Here is an 18,376-nt window from a genome sequence, read left to right on the forward strand (position 1 = left end):
TTCCTGGGGTTTCGCGCCCCAGCGGTGTCGGTCAAGAGGTGGAGTCGGTCAGGGCAGGCGGAGAGTGTCTGACTTGCCCGATGGGCTCACAGTGGCGCGACCGTACCGGATTCGCACCGGTTTCCTCTCCGACTGCCGCGAGTACCGGTGATGCTACCGGGCGCTGTCGCGGCCTCGAGGCCTGCGTGTGACGAGGCGCGGTCAGCCGCGACGATCAAGCTCGAACTCGACCACATTCGAGCCCCAGCCGAGTGGAGCGACCCGCACGCTCGATCCGCCGATCGAGGCGACGAGCGCCCGGGCCTCGTCCTCGGTACGCCGGCCCGCACCGTGCAGGCACAACAATCGAAGGTCGTCCTCGGTGTCGTGATCATCGGTGGTGTCCGGGTCCAGCAGATCGGTGACCAGTACGACACGACCGGACGACGCCCCCAACGAGCGCAGGAGCATCGCCGCGTCCCCGTCCGGGAGCGTCTCGAGCACGCCGCCCGCGACCACCAGATCCACCGGCTCCGTGAGTGGAGTGAATTCGCTGGCATCGATCCGTAGCACTCGGTCACGCCGATCGGCGGACACATCGGCGAAGGCGCGTTCGGTGACGCTCGGCAGCCCGACCAGACGGACCCGAATCTGCGGGAGCATCCGCAGCAACGTGTCCGCGTACACCCCGCCGCCCTCGCCGACCACGCCGATCGTGGTGACTCCCGAGAAGTCGACCGCGTCCGGCAGGGCGGGCGCGCGGTACTGGGCGTCGCGGGCTCGTTCGTCGTGGAAATCGGCTGCGAACACCGGGTCCTGCATCCGTTCGGCGACCGTCACACCCTCCCAGCCGACCGCCCGGCCGGTGCGGATCGCCTCCAGGAGCCCGAGGAAGGTCAGGTCCAGCCGGGTGTGGATGCTGTCGAAATGCAGTGCCCCGGTGACGAAATGGTCGGGATCGGCGAGGAGCGATCCGGCCTCGGTGAGCTCGTGGCCCGTCCCCGTCGAGCGGAGCAGATTCATGAGGGTGAGGTGCCGCAACAGTTTGCGCAGGGCCACCGGGTCCGCGCCACAGCGCTCGGCGATGTCGTCGGATGTCGCGGCACCGCCGTCGATCGCTTCGAAGATGCCGAGAGTCACGGCCGTTCGCAGCGCCAGCGGCGGCAACAGCTCCGACATTTCGTGCAGCGCCGAGGTCGCGTCCTCCTCGGCCGAGAGGTCCACCACCTCGGGATCGTCGGCCACCGTCGCCACTTCCCGGTGGCGCCAGTACCCGACGATCTCCACGAACTGCTTGGGAATCTCCTTCTCCACCTTGGCCCAACGCCGCAGCGGCTTGATGGTCAGTGTCTCGCCCGCCACCCACAGGTACGGCTGGCCGGGCCGCCACGGCGCACCCTGTACCGCCTCGACCAGCCGGGAACGACCGTCGTTCTCGCTGCGGTACAGCCACGTGATGTCCACCGATGCGGCACTGGTGAGGTCCTGGTGATGTCCGGGTTCCGCGACCTCGATCACCACCGTCGCCGCCATCGAGGCGGGCAGTTTCTCCAGGCAGTGCCCGATGGCGGGCAAGGCAGTCTCGTCGCCCCCGATCAGCATCCAGTCCGCACCGACCGGAAGCCCCGCCGAATGGCGGGGGCCGGCAACCAGCAGTGTCTCTCCCGGTGAGACGCGTCGCGCCCAGGTCGAGGCGAGTCCGGTCCGATGCAGAGCGAAGTCGATCGTCAGCTCGTTCCTGTCCGCGTCGAACCGCCGCACGGTGTAGGTGCGGGTGTACTCGAACGAGCCGGGCGGCCAGTCCACCGTTCCCCGGTCGTTGTTCGTGGGCAGGTCGATGCCGAGGGTTCCCGTCGCGGGGTCGGGCGGCAGAATCTTGACGTCGTCGTCGAAACCGAGCGTCCGTAGTGGAGGCACCGTCACCCCGTCCCTCCGGTGCGCGTGCAGATTCGGCCCGCCGAGGACGACCCGACGCATGCCGGGCGTCACGTCGTACACCTCGAGCACGTCCAGTTCACGCAGTGAAATCGGGTAGATCGTGCCCTCACGGGCCGTCGTCGCCATCGGTAGATCCCTCTCTCGTTTCTCGTTTCACGGCTCGTCTCGTTCCACAGCTCGCCGGCCCGTCCGGCGTCGACCACGTCAGCCGAACAGTCGCTGCACCTCGTCCAGCGTGGTCATCACTCCTTGGTAATCGGAGCGGTAGCTGGTCGGTGGCAGTTCGTAAACGTTGCCGTCCGCGAACGCCGGGAGCGACGCGTACAGGGGGTCGGCCGCGAGTTCGTCGAGGGTGCGACCGGTCAGTCGGATCACGAACACGACCGGCGCGTCGGCCGTGGACGACAGCAGTTCTCGACTGAGGATGAACGAGTCCCCGGTGCCGTACAGGTCCGGATCGTTCGCTTTCGTGGTCACGTCGTCCGGCACCAGCCCCACCGCGGCGAGGGTCTGCGGGAGCGCCGCGGTCTGCGGTATCAGCGTCGGCTCGTTGCTGGGCAGCGACAGCAGATACGCCACCGGTGTTCCCGGCACCTCGATCGACTCCCTGACCTCCTCGACCTTCGCGTCGTATGCCGCGATGAGCCCGTCCACCCGATCGGACTCACCCGCCGCGTCGGCGACCTGGGTCAGTTGCTCGCGCCAGTCGGTGATCTCCGGGGAGATCAGCACCGTGGGCGCGATCTTGGTCAACTGGTCGTACGCCTGATCGGCCAGGGCCGAGGTGAACCCCTGCCCCCCACCGATGATCAGATCCGGTCGGGCCTCGACGATCGCCTCGAGATTGAGCTCGTCGCCGCCGGGCAGGGGCGTGGTTCCCTGGGCCGTCGCCTTCTCCGCCCACTGGGACGGGAATCCGTCCACCATCTCCGCACCCAGGCTCCGGGTGTCGGTGGCGACGACCGGCGCGTCGAGCGTGTAGAGGTATCCGGTGATCGCCGAGGACAGAGCCACGATGCGCGCGGGCTCGGCGGGGATCGTCACGTCCCCCTTGGCCGTGGAGACCACTCGGGTTCCGCTGCCGGAGCCCTCCTCGGCGGCGTCTGCGCTGCACGCGGTCAGCGCGAGGGCTCCGAGCAGCAGCGCGACGAGCACCGCCACCGCCCTGCGGGGACGGGTGCGTATCTCGTTGTCGGTCACTGTGTTTCCCTTTCGCAGTCGAGCAGTTCGCACGGTCGGCTCGCGGGCTGCACGTTACTCCACCGCCGATTCGAGCAGCGGGACCAGCTCGGCCCATCCGTCGCGGCCCACGATCGACCCGTGGTCGTGGTCGAGACGATGCACGGTGAGTTCACCGCGATGGTGTTCGCGCCACAGCTCCACCATGACCTCGCCACGCCCACTCGCGTTCGCCGCGAAGAGCGTCAGCGCACCGCGATACTCGGGGGTGCGCGTGGTGGCGTCCAGCATCGAGACCGTGCGGGAGAAGTTCGCCTGCAGTGCGCGCCCGAGCTCCTCCGGGACTCCCTCGAGATCCTGCTCCGGCCGCACGGAGCCCTTCCTCGCCGCCGACAGATCGACCCCGGCCGGGTACGCGTCCAGGACGCCCAGGAAGGCCACGTCCTCCCCCGACTCGGCGAGCAGTTCGGCCATCGCGTGTGCGACGTTTCCCCCGAACGAGTACCCCAGCAGGCGGTAGGGCCCGGTCGGTTGCCGATCGCGGACGGTCCGTAGGTACTCGCGGGCCAGATCGTCGACGACCCGCGCCGTCGTCGTCGCCGGCAACTGCAGGCCCAGCACCGGCCGGTCCCCCGGCAACGCCGCGGCCAGTGGCGCGAACTGCCAGGCGAGCCCTCCCGCCGGGTGTACACACCACAGCGGGCCGCCGGCACCGCCGTCGCGCAGCACCAGTACGTCCTCGGTGCCACCGGGATCGGTGCCGCCCTGCACAGGCGACGAGTCGGGGTCGCGAGCGTCGACGTGAGCGGCGATGTCGGCGACCGTCGGTCGCCGCAAAAGGGTCGCCACGTCCACGTCGACCCCGAACTCCCGATGCAACGCCGTCATCAACCGCATGGCGGTCAACGAGTCGCCACCGCAGTCGAAGAAGCTGTCGTCGGCGCCCACGCCGTCCACTCCGAGCACCGCCCCGAAGACGGACGCCACGCGCTGCTGAGACGGGGTCCGAAGCGTGTCCGCGGCGTCACGCCGCGGTGGCGCCGGCAGCGCGGCCCGGTCGAGTTTGCCGTTGACGGTCAACGGCACGGACTCGATCGTCACGATCTCGGCGGGGATCAGATGTGCGGGAACCCGATCACGCAGTTCCGAACGCACGTCGACGGGCGGGGAACCGGCGTCCGGGACGACATATCCGACGAGCTTCTTCGTCGGTCCCTGCTCGCGCACGGTTGCCGCGGCACGGGCGATGCCGGGGATCGATTCGAGGGCGGCCTCGACATCTCCGAGCTCGATCCGGATACCGCGGATCTTCACCTGGTGGTCGGCGCGGCCCAGATACTCGAGCCGCCCACCGGCGCGCAGCCGGACCACGTCGCCGGTGCGGTACATGCGGCTGCCCGGCCGGTACGGGTTCGCGACGAAGGTCGCCGCCGTGGTCCCCGCACGGCCGAGGTACCCCTGCGCGATGCCGTCGCCGGACAGATACAGCTCCCCGGCGGCGCCGACGGGCACCGGCTTCAGGCCCGAATCGAGGACCCGCGCATGCGCGTTGCGCACCGGCCGGCCCAGACACGGGCTCGCACTGTCACGGACCGCCGAGCCCATCGCGTTGATGGTGAACTCGGTCGGGCCGTACAGATCGTACCCGTCGACCCCGTCCGTGTCCCGCAACAGCGACCAGAGTTCCTGCGGAACCCCCTCCCCGCCGAGCATGACCAGAACCGGGCGACGCTCGTCGTCGAGCAGCCCGCCGGACAGCAGTTCTCGCGCATAGGACGGCGTCACGTTGATCACGTCGATGCCGATCTCCCGGTAGTGCTGCACCAGCGCCACCGGATTCAGCCGAAACTCCTCGTCGATGACGTGGACGTGATGCCCGGCGAGCATCCAGAACAGTTCCTCCCACGACATGTCGAACGAGAACGAGACGGTGTGCGCCACGCGTAGGCGTCGCCCACCCACCGAGTCCTCGGTGGGCAGGAAGATCTCGTCGCGATGGTTGTGATACATCGTCGTCAGCCCGCGGTGCGGAACCTGTACGCCCTTGGGCTTTCCGGTCGAGCCGGACGTGTAGATGACGTACGCGAGTTGGTCCTCGTACCTCGGCCCGGAGACCTGCTCGTCAGCGACCGTGGGCGGCGCCACCCGTCCGTCGAGGACGGCCGCGACGGACGGATGCGCGAGATCGACGATGTCCACACCCACGAGCCCGGCCACGATCTCCCGCGAGCGGCCGGTTGCCGCGTCGTGGGTGATCAGTGTGCCTGCCTCGCTGTCGGTGACCAGCTCCGTGAGGCGCTGCGCGGGATACCCGAGATCCAGTGGCAGGTAGGCGGCACCGGCCCGCATGACCGCGAAGATCGCCACCACGTGGTCGGCGATACGCGGCAGCGCCAGTGCCACCACGTCGCCGGGCCCCACACCGCGGCCGGCGAGTTCACGTGCCATCGCATCGGTACGGGCGTGGAGCTGCGCGGCGGTCAGCGTGACCGCACCGCAGGTGAGGGCCGGCGCATCCGGGGTGAGTGCCGCACGCTCGACCAGCAGTGTGTCGATGCTTCCGCCCGCCTGCCCCGGCGCGGGAACGTCGACGAGTTCCGGGATCAGCGGCGCGAGGTCGCCGTCCGTGCCATCCGTGCCGGCGAGCGCGGTACCCGTGTCGGCGACGACCACCTCGCGCGCTCCTGCCCGACCCATCAGCCCCAGTACCTCGCCCATGACGTCCAGGAGACGGCGGGCGTCGTCGTCGGCGACCAGATCCGGCCGGTTCTCCACGGTGATCCGGCAGTCGCCGTCGGCACTCGCGGGGTCGACGTCGACGGTGACCGCGTAGTGGGTGGCGTCCTTCGCCTGCGAGCCGACGATTCCGGCCCTGTCGAACACGGCGGCGCGACCTGTGCGAATCACCTCCGGCCCGTTGAGATTCCGGAACACGTACAGGGAATCGAAGAGCACCGAGAGTCCGGTCGTGCGGTTGATACGTCCCAGCCCGAGGTGATGGTGCGCGGTCAGACGCCCCTGTTCGCGCATGGTGGTCGAAAGCAGCTCCGCGAGCGGGAGCCCCGGTGCCAGCCGCATCCGCGTCGGCACCGTGTTCAGCGTCAGACCCACGATCCTGCCCACGTCCGGGACCGAGGGATCGCGGCCGGAGACGGTGGTACCGAACACGACGTCGTCGCGGCCGGTGACACGCCGCAACACGAGCCCCCACGCCACGGCCATGACGGTCGACAGCGTGACGCCGCACTCGCGTGCCAGCGCCTGCAGCCCCGCGAGGACATCCGGTGCGACGACTGTGCTCTGTCTGTTCGGCAGCATCAGGCCCGTCGGCGCTTCCTCGGCGACGAGGGTCGGTTCGGTGAGCCCGCTGAGGTAATCACCCCACGCCGCGGCGGCAGCCTCGGTATCGGTGGACCGGAGCCACCGCAGATGATCCGTGTAGTCCGCAGGTGGGTCGAGCACCTCGTCGAGCTTTCCGCCGATCCAGGCCGCGGACCCCGACGGGTCTGCTGCCCCCACCGGGGCGAGTGCCCGGGCGACGCCGTAGAGGGTGAACAACTCGGAGAGCATGACCGCCTGCGACCATCCGTCGGTGAGCAGGTGATGATGCGTGAGAATCACCTGTTGCGAGCCGTCCCTGCGTTCGGCCACGGTGATGCGCAACAGCGGCGGACGAGCGAGGTCGAAGGGCTCCTCGAAGCTGCGTGTGGCCCACTCCGCGATCTCGGTGTCCGTATCGACGGGCCCCACCTCCACGGGGACGACGGCGGGGGTGACGATCTGGACCGGAGCGTCGAAGCCCTGGTGGGTGAAACCCGCACGCAAGTTCGGATAGCGGCGCAGCAACGCCGCGGTCGCGGACTCGAGCGCGGCCAGATCGCACGGAGCCTGTGCGGGGAAGTCGAAGCAGTACTGGACGTGATAGCTGTCCAGTCCGGTGGCTGCCCGATCGGACAGGGACTGGAAGTACATCCCCTCCTGGAGCGGCCCCAGGGGCAGCACCTGCTCCCACTGCGGGTAGTCCTCGCGCAGTCGCGCCGCGGCACGAGTGTCCAGTTCCACCAGGACGCCGTCCCGAACGAGCGGATCCGCGTCCGGTGCCGCGCGCACCGTCGTCGCCGCGAGGACACTCAGTGGCACGGCGTCGAAGACGTCCGCGACAGCCAGTGACAGCCCGCTCTTGCGCAGCGCCGCGACGAGGCGGACGGCGCCGATGCTGTCCCCGCCGAGCGCGAAGAACTCGTCGTCCGCGGTGGCAGGCACACCCAGGATGTCCTCGACGGTCGTGCAGACGAGCGCGAGCGTCGATCGGGGACGAGGCTGCGGCGCCCCGAGAGCACCGCGTGCTCCTGCTTCCCCGAGTGCGTCCGTACCCTCGGCCGGTCTCGCTCTCGTGCGGGACGCGGCGACGGGTTCGGGCAGACGCGCCCGGTCGAGCTTGCCGTTCAGTGTGGTGGGGAGCGCATCGATCATCGAGATCGACTGCGGCACCAGGTACTGCGGGAGGTTGTCGATCAGGCGGCGGCGCAGGTCCGCGACGTCCGGCGTGACCCCGTCACCGGGCACCACGTATCCGACGAGCCGTCCGGAGTCGTCGGCGGAACGGATCACCTTCGCGGCCGCGTCCCGGACACCGGGGAGAGCGCGCAGCGCCGTCTCCACCTCGCCCAGCTCGATGCGGAAGCCGCGTACCTTCACCTGATCGTCGGCGCGCCGTAGGTACTCCAGATGCGGGCCCCGGCGGCGGACGACATCGCCCGTGCGGTAGAGCCGTCGGCCGGGAGCGTCCGGGTCCGGGACGAATCTGGTGGCGGTCATTCCCGCCCGGTTCAGGTACCCGCGAACCACCTGGGTGCCGCCGAGATACAGCTCGCCGATGCCCCCGTCGGGGACCGGTCGCAGCAGATCGTCCAGAACCCGTGCCCGGACGTCCGTCCACGGACCACCGATGGTGACGGGGCCGTCCGGAGTCAGCACACCGGCCGTCGCCCACACCGTGACCTCGGTGGGTCCGTACATGTTCCAGACCTGTCCGCAGCGTGCTGCCATCTGTGCGGCGAGCTCCGCGGGCACGGCCTCGCCGCCGACCAGCCCGCGTATCCCACCGAGGTCGGGCAGGGCGGGCTCCGCGATCAGCATCCGCCACAGCGACGGGGTCGCCTGCAGCACGGTCGGTTCGGTCGCGGCGATCACGGCCGCCAGCCGCTCCGGATCGACGACCTCGGCGCGGGGCACGATCTCGACGAAGGCACCCACCGCGAACGGCGACATCAGTTCGAGGGTCGCCATGTCGAACGACACGGTGGTGAGGGCGAGGATGCGGTCGTCCGCCGACAGCAGCCCGTACTCCCCGACCGTCGCGGCGAACGCCGCGAGATTCGCGGTCGTCACCATGATGCCCTTGGGGTTACCCGTCGTTCCGGACGTGTGGATGATGTACGCGAGTGCGTCGCCCGCGGCCGGAATCGGCGGCAGCGACACGTCCTCGTGGCCGTCCGGCCCCTCGCCCAGCACGATCGACGGGCACCGGAGCCAGTCGAGCCGCTGCACCTGTCCCGTCGTGGTCAGGACGCAGGTCGGCCTCGCATCGTCGACCATGTACTGCAACCGCTCCTGCGGATAGTCCACGTCCAACGGCAGATACGCGGCGCCACACCGCAACACGGCCAGCAACGCGATCGGCAGCCACTCGTCCCGATCGACGGCGACGCCGACCACCGCGCCCGGGCGCACCCCCGCCGCAGCCAGGGCCCGTGCCACCGAGTCGACGCGGCCCGCAGCATCCCGGTAGGTGAGAACGCGCCCCCCGCTCCCGATCGCGGGACTGTCGGGACGCTGCCGGGCATGCGCGTAGAAGCGGGATATCACCGAATCGGGTGTCCGCACACGCACGGCCGGATCGGAGACCGGTTCGGTGAGCAGCAGCCCGGACAGTGGGGTGTCCGGGCGGGTCACCACCGCATCGAGTGCGGCCGTCACCTCGCCGGCGATGCGTTCCACGGTCGCCGGATCGAACAGGTCCGCGGCCGCGGTGATCTGCAGATCGAACCCCCCCACCCCGGCGCTCGACCAGCCACAGCGCCACGTCCATCCGGGCAGGCGGGTCCACGGGCTCGCACAGCGAGCCGGTGACGTCACCGAACTCCACCGGCGCCACCTCGACATCGTGGCCGACCATCGTCTGGAACAGCGGATGCCGTCCGGCCGCGCGCGGCGGCGCGAGCGCATCCACCACGCGATCGAACGGCACGTTCTGATACCCGAGGGCGTCGAGGCCCACTCGCCGGACCCGCAGTCCGAGTTCACCGAGCGTCGGGTCCCCACCCAGGTCGAGCCGGTGCACCACCGTGTTCACGAAGTAGCCGATCGCCTTCTCGAAGGCGCCGTCCCGGATCATCTCGCGATCCGACGCGGCGATACCGAACGGGATGTCGGCTCCGGTGCCGTAGCGATGCCAGGTCACCGCCACCGCGGTCTCCAGCAGCATCAGTGGCGTCACTCCGCGATCGGCCACCGCACCGCGGAGGGCGGCGACCAGTTCGGTGGACAGGGGCGTCACCGCGCGCACCGAGCGGTGCGTCGCGTCACGGGGGCGCGATCGATCGACGGGCAGGTCCAGTTCCGTGGGCGCCCCGGCCAGCTGCTGCTCCCAGTACCGCAGGCCGGCCCTGGTGTCGGCGGCGCGACCCCGACGGCGTTCGTCGCAGACGAACACGTCGTAGGCGGGTCCCGATGCCGGATTCTCCGGCACCGTGCCGTCCCGCCTGCTCGCGTAGGCGTGTGCGAGGTGATCGAGCAGGATCGGGATCGAGGCGCCGTCGATTGCGATGTGGTGGATGACCACCACCAGCGCATTCCATCCGGGGCCGGTGAGCAACGTCGCCCGGGACGGGCACTGGCTGCCGATGTCGATCACCTTCGTGGGATCGGTGAGTTCCTCGGCCACCGACGCCCGCAGGTCCGCGCCGCTGTGCCGGGTTCGCAGACCACCTGCGGCATCGACGTCCAGCACCAGGGTTCCCGGTGCGCCGGACTCGTCGGGCGGATAGCAGGTGCGCAGGATGTCGTGCCAGCCGAGCAGGTCCCGCCAGGCAGCCGCGAGGGCCTCCGGATCGACCGCCCCGTCGAACTGCACCACCACGGGCACGTCGTTGGTGCGGGACGGGCCCTCGAGTTCCTGGAGCACCCAGAGACGTTCCTGGGCGGTGGAGAGCGCAGAATCGTCCGACAGCTTCTGCGGCCCTGCCTCTGTCGGGGCCGCTACCTCGTCCGCCGGCGCGGCCGGAAGCGGTTCCGTGCGGACGGCGCGCGCGGCGACGGCTCGCGGTGTCCTGGCGTCGAAGACGTCGGTGACGCTGACCGCCAGGCCCGCGCCGCGGAGCTTGCTCACCGCACGCATGGCCAGGAGCGAATGTCCGCCGAGCGCGAAGAAGTCGTCGTCCGGCTCGACCTCGAGGTCGAGCACATCGGCGAAGGTCTCGCCGATCGCACGGAGTACGTCGGGGGCGACTGCCGCGTCCGTCGGCGGGACGGACGATCCGTCGGGAAACGCCGGCACGGACGGTCGCATCGCGTCCGACGCGCCACGGGCGAAGGGCACTTCGGGAACGAACGAGGTCGCCGGTGCGTCCAGCGCGTCGGCCAGCCGTTCCAGCACCGCGGGAACCTGTTCGGTGACGAAGTCGACCAGCGCGTCGTCGATCCGGTTCCGGTCGAGGTTCACGACCAACCGGAACTCGGCACCGGGCGGCACCACCAGGGACAGTGGGTACTGGGTGGATCCGAGGTTCCGCACTCCGGCGATCCGCAACCGGTCCTCCCCGGTTCCGGTGCCGCGGTCGGAGAGGTCGGGGTAATTCTGGAACAGAACGAGGGTGTCGAAAAGCTCCTCACCGAACGGGATGTCGCTGCACGCGCCGATCTCCGACAGTCCCAGTTGCCTCGCATCGCCCAGTTCGAACTGCTCTGCCTGGCAGTGCCGCAGCACCTCGAGCATCGGCCTGTCGTCGAGACGGACCCGCACCGGCACGGTGTTGCTGAACAATCCGATCATGTCCTCGACACCGGCGAGATGCTCGGGCCGGCCGGAGACCGGGGTCCCGAACAGGACGTCGTGGTGTCCCGTGACGGCCGCGAGCGTCGCGGACCAGGCACCCTGTACCAGGGTGTTGAGGGTGAGCCCGTGCGTGCTGCGATACGCGGAGAGCCGCTCCCCGAGATCGGTGGCGACCGTGACTTCGATCTCGGCCACCGCCCGGTCTGCGCCGTCGTGATCGGGCGCTCCTCGACCGCCGACGACCGTGGCTCGGGTCAGCCCGGCGAGGCGGGTACGCCATGCCTCGCGGAGACCTCCCCGATCCAGGTGTGCCAGCCACTGCAGATGCTCGCCGTACCCGACGGGTTCGGCGAGCGCCTCGGCGCCGTCGTTGTACACGCGGGCCAGCTCACGCAGCACCACCTGGGTCGACCACCCGTCGGTGACGAGGTGGTGCGCGCTGATGACCAGCCGGTGTTCGCCTTCCGGCAACTGGATCAGGTGCCCGGCGAGCAGTGGACTCCGCGTGATGTCGAAGACCCTCGCCGATGCCCGCTCGGCGATCAGCGTGACGGCCTGCTCCGCGGCGTGGGCCGGGACGCGACGCAGATCGGTGATTTCCCAGTGCAGGGAGGGTTCTCGCGGAACAGCCTGTACCGGCTGTTCGAGGCGATCGTGATGGAAGCTCGCCGAGAGGTTGGGATGCCGCCGCACCACCGTGGCGAAGGCCTCGTGCAGTCGTGCGCCGTCGACGGCCCCGCCGAGATCCACGATCGCGGTCAGCGTGTAGGTGCTGCTCGGGCCGAAACGCGCGGTGTGGGCGAGCAGTCCGCCCTGGAGCGGGGACAGTGGCCAGAGTTCGGCGAGCGGACCGTTCTCGGCCTCGATCTCCCGGATCCGGTCCTGGGTCACCACCAGATCCGGGCAGTCCTCGACACCGAGGCCGCCCGTCGTCGCGCACGAGTGCACCAGCAGGGCCTGCAACGCAGCGTCCCAGTGCTCGTGGAGCGAGGCGAGCCCCGGCTCGTCGATCCGGGGACCGGCTGCCGACCACGCGACCTCGAGAACGTCCTCCGGTCCCACACCCCTCGTGGCGCGGACCTCGACCGTCAGGAAGGCCTCGGGGCCGCCGGGAGCGAACTCTCCCTCCTCGCCGCGAGCGATGTGCCAGCCCTCATCGGACGGAGGCCACCGATCGTCGCGGTACCGGAGCGCGATTCGCGGCGACTCCGCACGAGTGCTCCGCGCCTCCCCGGACGGGAGCCCGTACAGCGCCCAGTACCCGAGACCCGCGTCCCGAACCGCCAGTCGCGACGCCTTGACCGCGCGGATCACCGCGGCGAGGACGTCGCCGCCTGCCGCCGCATTCTCTGCGGCGGGCGCGCTCGCGACGAGCGACGCCGGAGCAGCCACCGGATGGTCGACGGCGAACCACCCGACCGACGGCCGGGCGTCCGGGTACAGCGCCGCACGGCCCTCGTCGGTCTGCCAGACCGGGAAATCGCCGGTCCCGTCGCCGAGGTACGAGCGGATCGCCACGGTGAGGGCGGCGGCGAGAACGTCCTGGGCGCGGCACCGGTATCGGGCCGGGAGTCCGGCGAGCACGGCGTCGACCACCGCAGCATCGGTGTGGACCCGGTGCAGGCGGGCGGGCAGGTGCGGACCGCCGTCCGAGCGGGTGCCGACCACGGCGGGGGGCTCGAGCGCCGTCACCGCCCGCCAGTGGCTCTCTTCGTCGTCGTAGCGGCCCTCGGCTGCGCGACGGGCCACGTCGGCGGCCCAGTGTCGCCAGGACGGGCCGGGGCGGGAGTCGGGCAGGCCGGACCGGCACGCCGTCGACAGGTCGCCGAGCAGCAGGGGCCAGGAGCTGTCGTCGATCCCGAGCCGGTGCACCACCACGACGAGACGATCCGGCCCGTCGGTCACCGGTATCAGACCGATCCGCAGCAGGGCTCCGGATGCCGGATCCAACCGGCCCGCGGCGGCACGGGCGTACTCGGCGGCAGCGGCGGGAGCGCTGTGCTCGGCCACCGCCGTGAGGACATCGACCGCGACGTCGGGCCCGGCCACCGGGACGTCCACGGTCTCCGGATCGGTGACGACGAGCCGCAGCGCCGGATGGTGCTCGAGCACGGCACGCGCGGCGTCGACCACCCGGGCCTCGCTGAGCGGGACATCGAACTGCACCGAACGCCACTGGGCGTGCCCGTCGATCGTTCCCGCGGACAGGAGCGCTCGCATCGCGGGAGGTGCCGGAACCACGCCGGTGGAAACGTCGCGGGGATCGACGTCCTCGGCACCGCTCACCGTGGCGACGGAGGCCGCCACGGTCGCGAGATCCTGTTGGTCGAGAAGCTGCTTCGGAGTGAGGATCACGCCCCTGCCGCGCAGCCGGCTGCTCACGTTGATCGCCGCGATACTGTCACCGCCGAGAGTGAAGAAGTCCGTGTCGACCGGGACCGCGGTCCGGCCGAGAACCTCCGCGACGACGTCGCAGAGCACCCGCTCCGCGTCCGTCCGCGGCGCCGCTCCCTCCCCCGCCGAGGATGCGTCCGCGGGCGCCGGAAGTCGGGCGTGATCGACCTTTCCGTTGACCGTCAGCGGAAGTTCGTCGAGTACCTGCACCGTGGACGGCACCAGATAGGCCGGCACACGCGTCGACAGGAGCCGGCGAATCTCCTTGGCGGAAGCAGCCTTCCCGGCCACGACATACCCGGCCAGGCGGGCATCTGGCCCGGTCCCGTCGACGACGACCGCGGCCGAGTTCACCCCGGGCAACCGGGTCAACGCCGCCTCGACCTCGCGCAGTTCGACGCGATGGCCACGGATCTTCACCTGGTCGTCGGACCTGCCGCAGAAGTGGTAACCGTCCTCGTGGTTCCAGCGCACCAGATCGCCGGTACGGTACATCCGCCCGCCGGACCCGAACGGGTCGGCCACGAACCGGTCGGCGGTCGCCCCGGGGCGGTCGAGGTAGCCGCGAGCCAGCTGAGGCCCCGCCAGATAGAGTTCACCGACCTCGCCGTCGACGACGGGGCGGAGTTCCGCATCGAGCAGATACGCGCTGTTGCCTGCCAGCGGCTTTCCGATCCGCGGGGAGCCGGAATCGATCGTCGCGCCGATCGCGTCGACGGTCGCCTCGGTCGGTCCGTACATGTTGTACGCCCGGACGTCGCTCCCGGCCAATCGCGCTGCCAGGGAAGCCGGCAACGCCTCGCCGCCGACGACCAGCGTGCCCACTCGGTGGGGGCCGTCGAACAATCCCGCGCCCACCAGCAGGGCGGCCATCGACGGGGTGGTGTCCACCACGTCGATCGCGTCCTCGGTGAACGCACGCACCTGTTCGTGGGCGTCCTGTCGGACATGCGTTCCGTACAGGTGGATTCGGTGCCCGTCGAGGATCCACAGCAGCGGATCCAGCGAGGCGTCGAACGCGAAGGACGTGGTGTGCGCGACGCGCAGTCGGCGCCCATCGGCGCGCTCGGCAGCGTCCGCGTAGAGAGTGTGCCGATGATGGTGGACCAGGTGAGAGAGCCCACCCGACCGGACCATCACGCCCTTCGGCTCTCCGGTCGAACCCGAGGTGAACAGCACGTAGGCGAGGTCGTCCGGGTGGCGCGGACGGGCAAGTTCCCGATCGGACAGCGGGGTGGGCGCGAACCCGGCGAGTTCGGCGACCGTGCCCTCGTCGGCGAGACGAATCACGGTTCCGGGCAACGCGTCCGGACTCGGCGGCTGCGACGTGCAGATCAGTGCGGCCGGCGCGGCACGGCGCTGCAACCCGGCGATCCGCTCGGCTGGATAGTCCGGATCGAGCACGACGTACCCGGCCCCGGCCTCCCAGACGGCGAACATCGCCGCGACCTGATCGCTGGTTCGGGGCAGTGCGAGGGCGACGACGTCGTCGGGTCCGATGCCCCGGCTGCGCAGCACCCGGGCGATCCGGTACACCCGGTCGGCCAGCGCACCGGCCGTCACCGCGGACCCGTCGTCGACAACCACGTCGTCGCGGTGTCGGGTCGCGAGGTCCGCGAACAACGTCGGGAGCGGAGCCACGTGCCCGGGCGGCGCGGCGGGAGTCCAGTCCGGGTCGCCACCGTCGGACCGCAGGTCGATCGTTCCGATCGGCGGCTCGGCAGCGTCGCAGAGCCCGTCGAGAACAGCACGCAGAGCGTCGGTGCGTGCGGTCACCGACTCGCGGGTGAGGATTCGGCAGTCCGCCTCGAAGCCGAGCAGGAGCCGACCGTCGGAGATGGGTGTCGCGGTCAGCCCGAGTTCCTCGGGTGGACCGCCCGCGACGTTGCGCAGCGTCCCGCGCGCACCGGCGAAGTCCAGGTCGACATCGAAGGCCTTCAGGTTGATCCCGGCCTCGTGCAGCAGCGCTCCGGCCGAGGGCACACCCAGGTCGCCGATGAGGTCGGCGCCGCGGTAGCGCTGGTGGCGGCGCAACTCGGTCATTCCGGCGGCCGCCTTGCGGGCGAGGTCCGCCACCCGGTCCGTCGGATCGATCCGCAGATGCAGCGGGAGGACGTTGACCGCCATCGCCGGAGTGGTCAGCATGGTTCGTGTGGTGCGGACCATCAGCGGTGTGGCCAGCACCACATCGCGCTTTCCGCAGAGTCTCGACAGATAGCCCGCGTAGCCACCGATCAGCACGTCGGCCCAGGTGCAGCGGTGCTGGGTGGCGATCTCCTTCAGGCGCTGCACGGCCTCTGCGGAGAGAACGGTGTGCGCGGACACCGTGTCCGGGGCGGGCCCCGCAGGCGCGGCGTGCACCCGCAGATCCGGCATCGGCGTGAACCGGGTCGTCCAGAAGTCACGGTCGGCGGCGAACCGGTCGGATTCCCGGTACTCGAGGTCCTCGGCGACCACGTCGGCGAATGCGCCGAACGGCTTGCTGCGCAACGGGGTGTCGGTGACGATCGACCGGTAGTGGTCGGCGAACCGGCGAGAGATCATCGCCGCCGAGTACCCGTCGACGATGAGGTGATGGTAGAGCTGCACACACCACACCCGGGTGGGCGACAGCTGCAGGAGCGCGTAGGTGAAGAGGGCGCGGTCGGTCATCCCGCGGCAACGCCGGGCTGCCTCCCAGCGAATCCGGTCCACCTCGTTGTGGGCGCTCGCCTCGGGGTCGGATGTCCCCCCGGCATCGGATGTCCCCCCGGCATCGGATGTCACCGACAGGTCGATCACCGGAACCTCCACCGTCCGGGCCGGCTCGATCCATTGCCGAGGCCCGTCGGGAGTGTCGGCGAAGCGCAGACGCATCGTCTCGGCAGCCGCGACCGTCGCGTCGATCGCGGCGATCAGCCCGGACACCGAGATCGGCACCTCGGAATCGGTGCCGCCGATCTCGAGGACCTCACCGACCAGGAAGTACGGGGAGTCCGGTTCCACGCGTTGGGCGTTCCAGATCCCCAGTTGTGCACCGGTCAGCTCGAGCAGTTCGGTCCGGCCCCGTCGTCCGAGGTCTTCCGTCATGGTCATCGTGGGTGGTTCTTCCTGTCGCTCCGCAGTTGCGCCGCCGCCGGCCGGTCCGTCCCGAGCCGACCGGTGGCGCGCGGCACTCGCCGAAACCGTGCACCGATCCGAAAACGATTGCGCTGCTTACCGTCCGGACCTCGCGGTTCGGGTTCGGTGCGCTGCCCCACAATGCCCGGCCCCGGAGACCTGGGTCTCGACGACACGGATCGATGTGTGGTGTCCTGTCCCCACCCGTCGCATCGATGACCACACTCGCACCATAGGTGAGCCTTGCCTGCCATTGGTGGGGCTCGGGGCCCGGACACCGGCGCCCCGACCGCGTGCCGGGCGCCTCCGCGCCGCGCCCCCACGGGTCCGCCGGGCGGGCCGAAGACCGGTGCGCCGAAGCCGCGAATCGGCGCTCCATCTGCATCGCGGCCCGATCCGGGCACTCGTCGTGTCGCCGTCGGGAGGCACTCGCAGGGCCCGCGCGACCGGTGCCCGGCAGCAGGCGTGAGCCGGTCGGAGAAAATCCCGGATGTGGTACCAATTGTCCGCTTCTCGTCCGCTTCTCGTCCGCTTCTCGTCCGGTTCCCGGTTCGGTGGCCGACGTACCCTGGAGCCATGCCCGACCACCGCTCGACACCCGATGCCTGCCCGGGGGCACTGCACGTGCACGAGGCCGCCGACGGGGCGCTCTCGCGCATTCGGCTACCCGGCGGGCACCTGGCACCGAGTCGGCTCCAGGCGCTCGCGGAGGCAGCCGAGCACCTCGGCAACGGCGAGATCGAGCTGACCTCCCGGGGAAACGTGCAACTCCGCTCGGTGCGCGATCCACAGGAGCTGGCACAGCGCCTCGCCACGGCGGGGTTGCTGCCCTCGGCGACCCACGAGCGTGTCCGCAATGTTCTCGGGTCCCCGCTCAGCGGGCGGCTCGGAGGGCGTCACGACATCCGGGACCTCGTGCACGACCTGGACCGCCGCCTGATCGCCGATCCTGCACTGGCCGAGCTACCCGGACGGGTGCTGTTCACCGTCGACGACGGCCGGGGTGACGTCTCGCCCTTCGGTGGCGATTTCGGCATCCACGCCATCGGCGACGACCGCTTCGCGTTGGTCCTCGCCGGCTCCGACACGGGTGTCCGACTGGATGCCGCGGACACCGTCATCGCGCTCCTCGACTCGGCCCGGGCGTTCCTCGATCTGAGGGAACGGCACTGGCGGCTCGCCGAGCTGGACGACGGGGCACGGCGCACCCTCGAACACCTCGGCGTCGAGCCCGAGATACCTCCTGCCGGCCGGGTCACCGGCGACGCCGACGCCCGTCCACCCGTCGGCTGGTTCGCGCAGCACGACGGCCGGGTCGCACTGGGCGCGACCGTCGCACTCGGTGTCCTCCCTGCGCGCACGGCCCGGTTCCTCGCTGCCGTGGAGCGGCCGGTGATCGTCACCCCGTGGCGCTCGATCCTGCTGGTCGACCTCGACGAGTGGGTCGGCGAACAGGTCGTCCGCGTACTCGCACCGATGGGGCTGATCTTCGACGCGGACTCGCCGTGGGCACAGGTCAGCGCGTGCGCGGGCAGCCCGGGATGCGCCAAGTCGCTGGCCGACGTCCGCTCGGACGTGCGCGCTGCGGTCGAGGAGGACATGCTGCCCGTCGAGGGTCGCCAGCACTGGTCCGGTTGTGAGCGTCGGTGCGGCAGCCCCGGGCACGGCGAGCGCACCGACGTCGTCGCCACCGGGCACGGATACCGCGTCGACACTCCCTCTCGCTGACAC

At 70.6% G+C, this 18,376-nt stretch carries 4 protein-coding genes, 1 pseudogene and 1 riboswitch; of the genes and pseudogenes, 1 reads left to right on the forward strand and 4 read right to left on the reverse strand.

Features of this window, described 5'->3' with window-relative positions; translation table 11 throughout:
* Nucleotides 1-42 precede the first annotated feature (42 nt).
* A riboswitch (cobalamin riboswitch) is annotated at nt 43-155 on the reverse strand.
* A 46-nt stretch (nt 156-201) separates the two neighbouring features.
* From G4H71_RS21705 to G4H71_RS21735, 4 genes and pseudogenes are all read right to left on the reverse strand, one after another.
* A complete protein-coding gene (locus G4H71_RS21705) occupies nt 202-2,043 on the reverse strand; it encodes a siderophore-interacting protein (RefSeq protein ID WP_072739106.1) in 1,842 nt (613 codons plus the stop codon).
* 78 nt (nt 2,044-2,121) lie between these two features.
* Nucleotides 2,122-3,117 carry an ABC transporter substrate-binding protein gene (locus G4H71_RS21710; RefSeq protein ID WP_072739105.1) on the reverse strand — a complete coding sequence of 332 codons (996 nt, stop codon included), beginning with the start codon at nt 3,115-3,117 and terminating at the stop codon, nt 2,122-2,124.
* 54 nt (nt 3,118-3,171) lie between these two features.
* On the reverse strand, nt 3,172-9,324 hold the full coding sequence (locus G4H71_RS22730; RefSeq protein WP_311774406.1) for a non-ribosomal peptide synthetase: 6,153 nt from the start codon (nt 9,322-9,324) through the stop codon (nt 3,172-3,174).
* Nucleotides 9,281-16,621, reverse strand: a pseudogene (locus G4H71_RS21735) (amino acid adenylation domain-containing protein); the annotation flags it as partial. The pseudogene G4H71_RS21735 and the gene G4H71_RS22730, both read right to left, overlap by 44 nt.
* A gap of 600 nt (nt 16,622-17,221) precedes the next feature.
* Here G4H71_RS21735 and cobG point away from each other — a divergent pair.
* Entirely contained in the window at nt 17,222-18,373 is a 1,152-nt protein-coding gene (cobG, locus tag G4H71_RS21740; protein WP_072739102.1) for a precorrin-3B synthase, read from the forward strand.
* The last annotated feature ends 3 nt before the right edge of the window (nt 18,374-18,376 follow it).

The sequence above is a fragment of the Rhodococcus triatomae genome, assembly GCF_014217785.1.
Lineage (GTDB): Bacteria > Actinomycetota > Actinomycetes > Mycobacteriales > Mycobacteriaceae > Rhodococcus_F > Rhodococcus_F triatomae.

Bases quoted from the DNA above. Each gene is read 5' to 3' on its own strand.
- G4H71_RS22730 (WP_311774406.1), bottom strand. From the start codon at position 9,324: ATGCGCTCGCGCCGCCGCGCGCGGCCGGACGGCATCCGCTGTTCCAGA.
- G4H71_RS21705 (WP_072739106.1), bottom strand. From the start codon at position 2,043: ATGGCGACGACGGCCCGTGAGGGCACGATCTACCCGATTTCACTGCGT.
- cobG (WP_072739102.1), top strand. From the start codon at position 17,222: ATGCCCGACCACCGCTCGACACCCGATGCCTGCCCGGGGGCACTGCAC.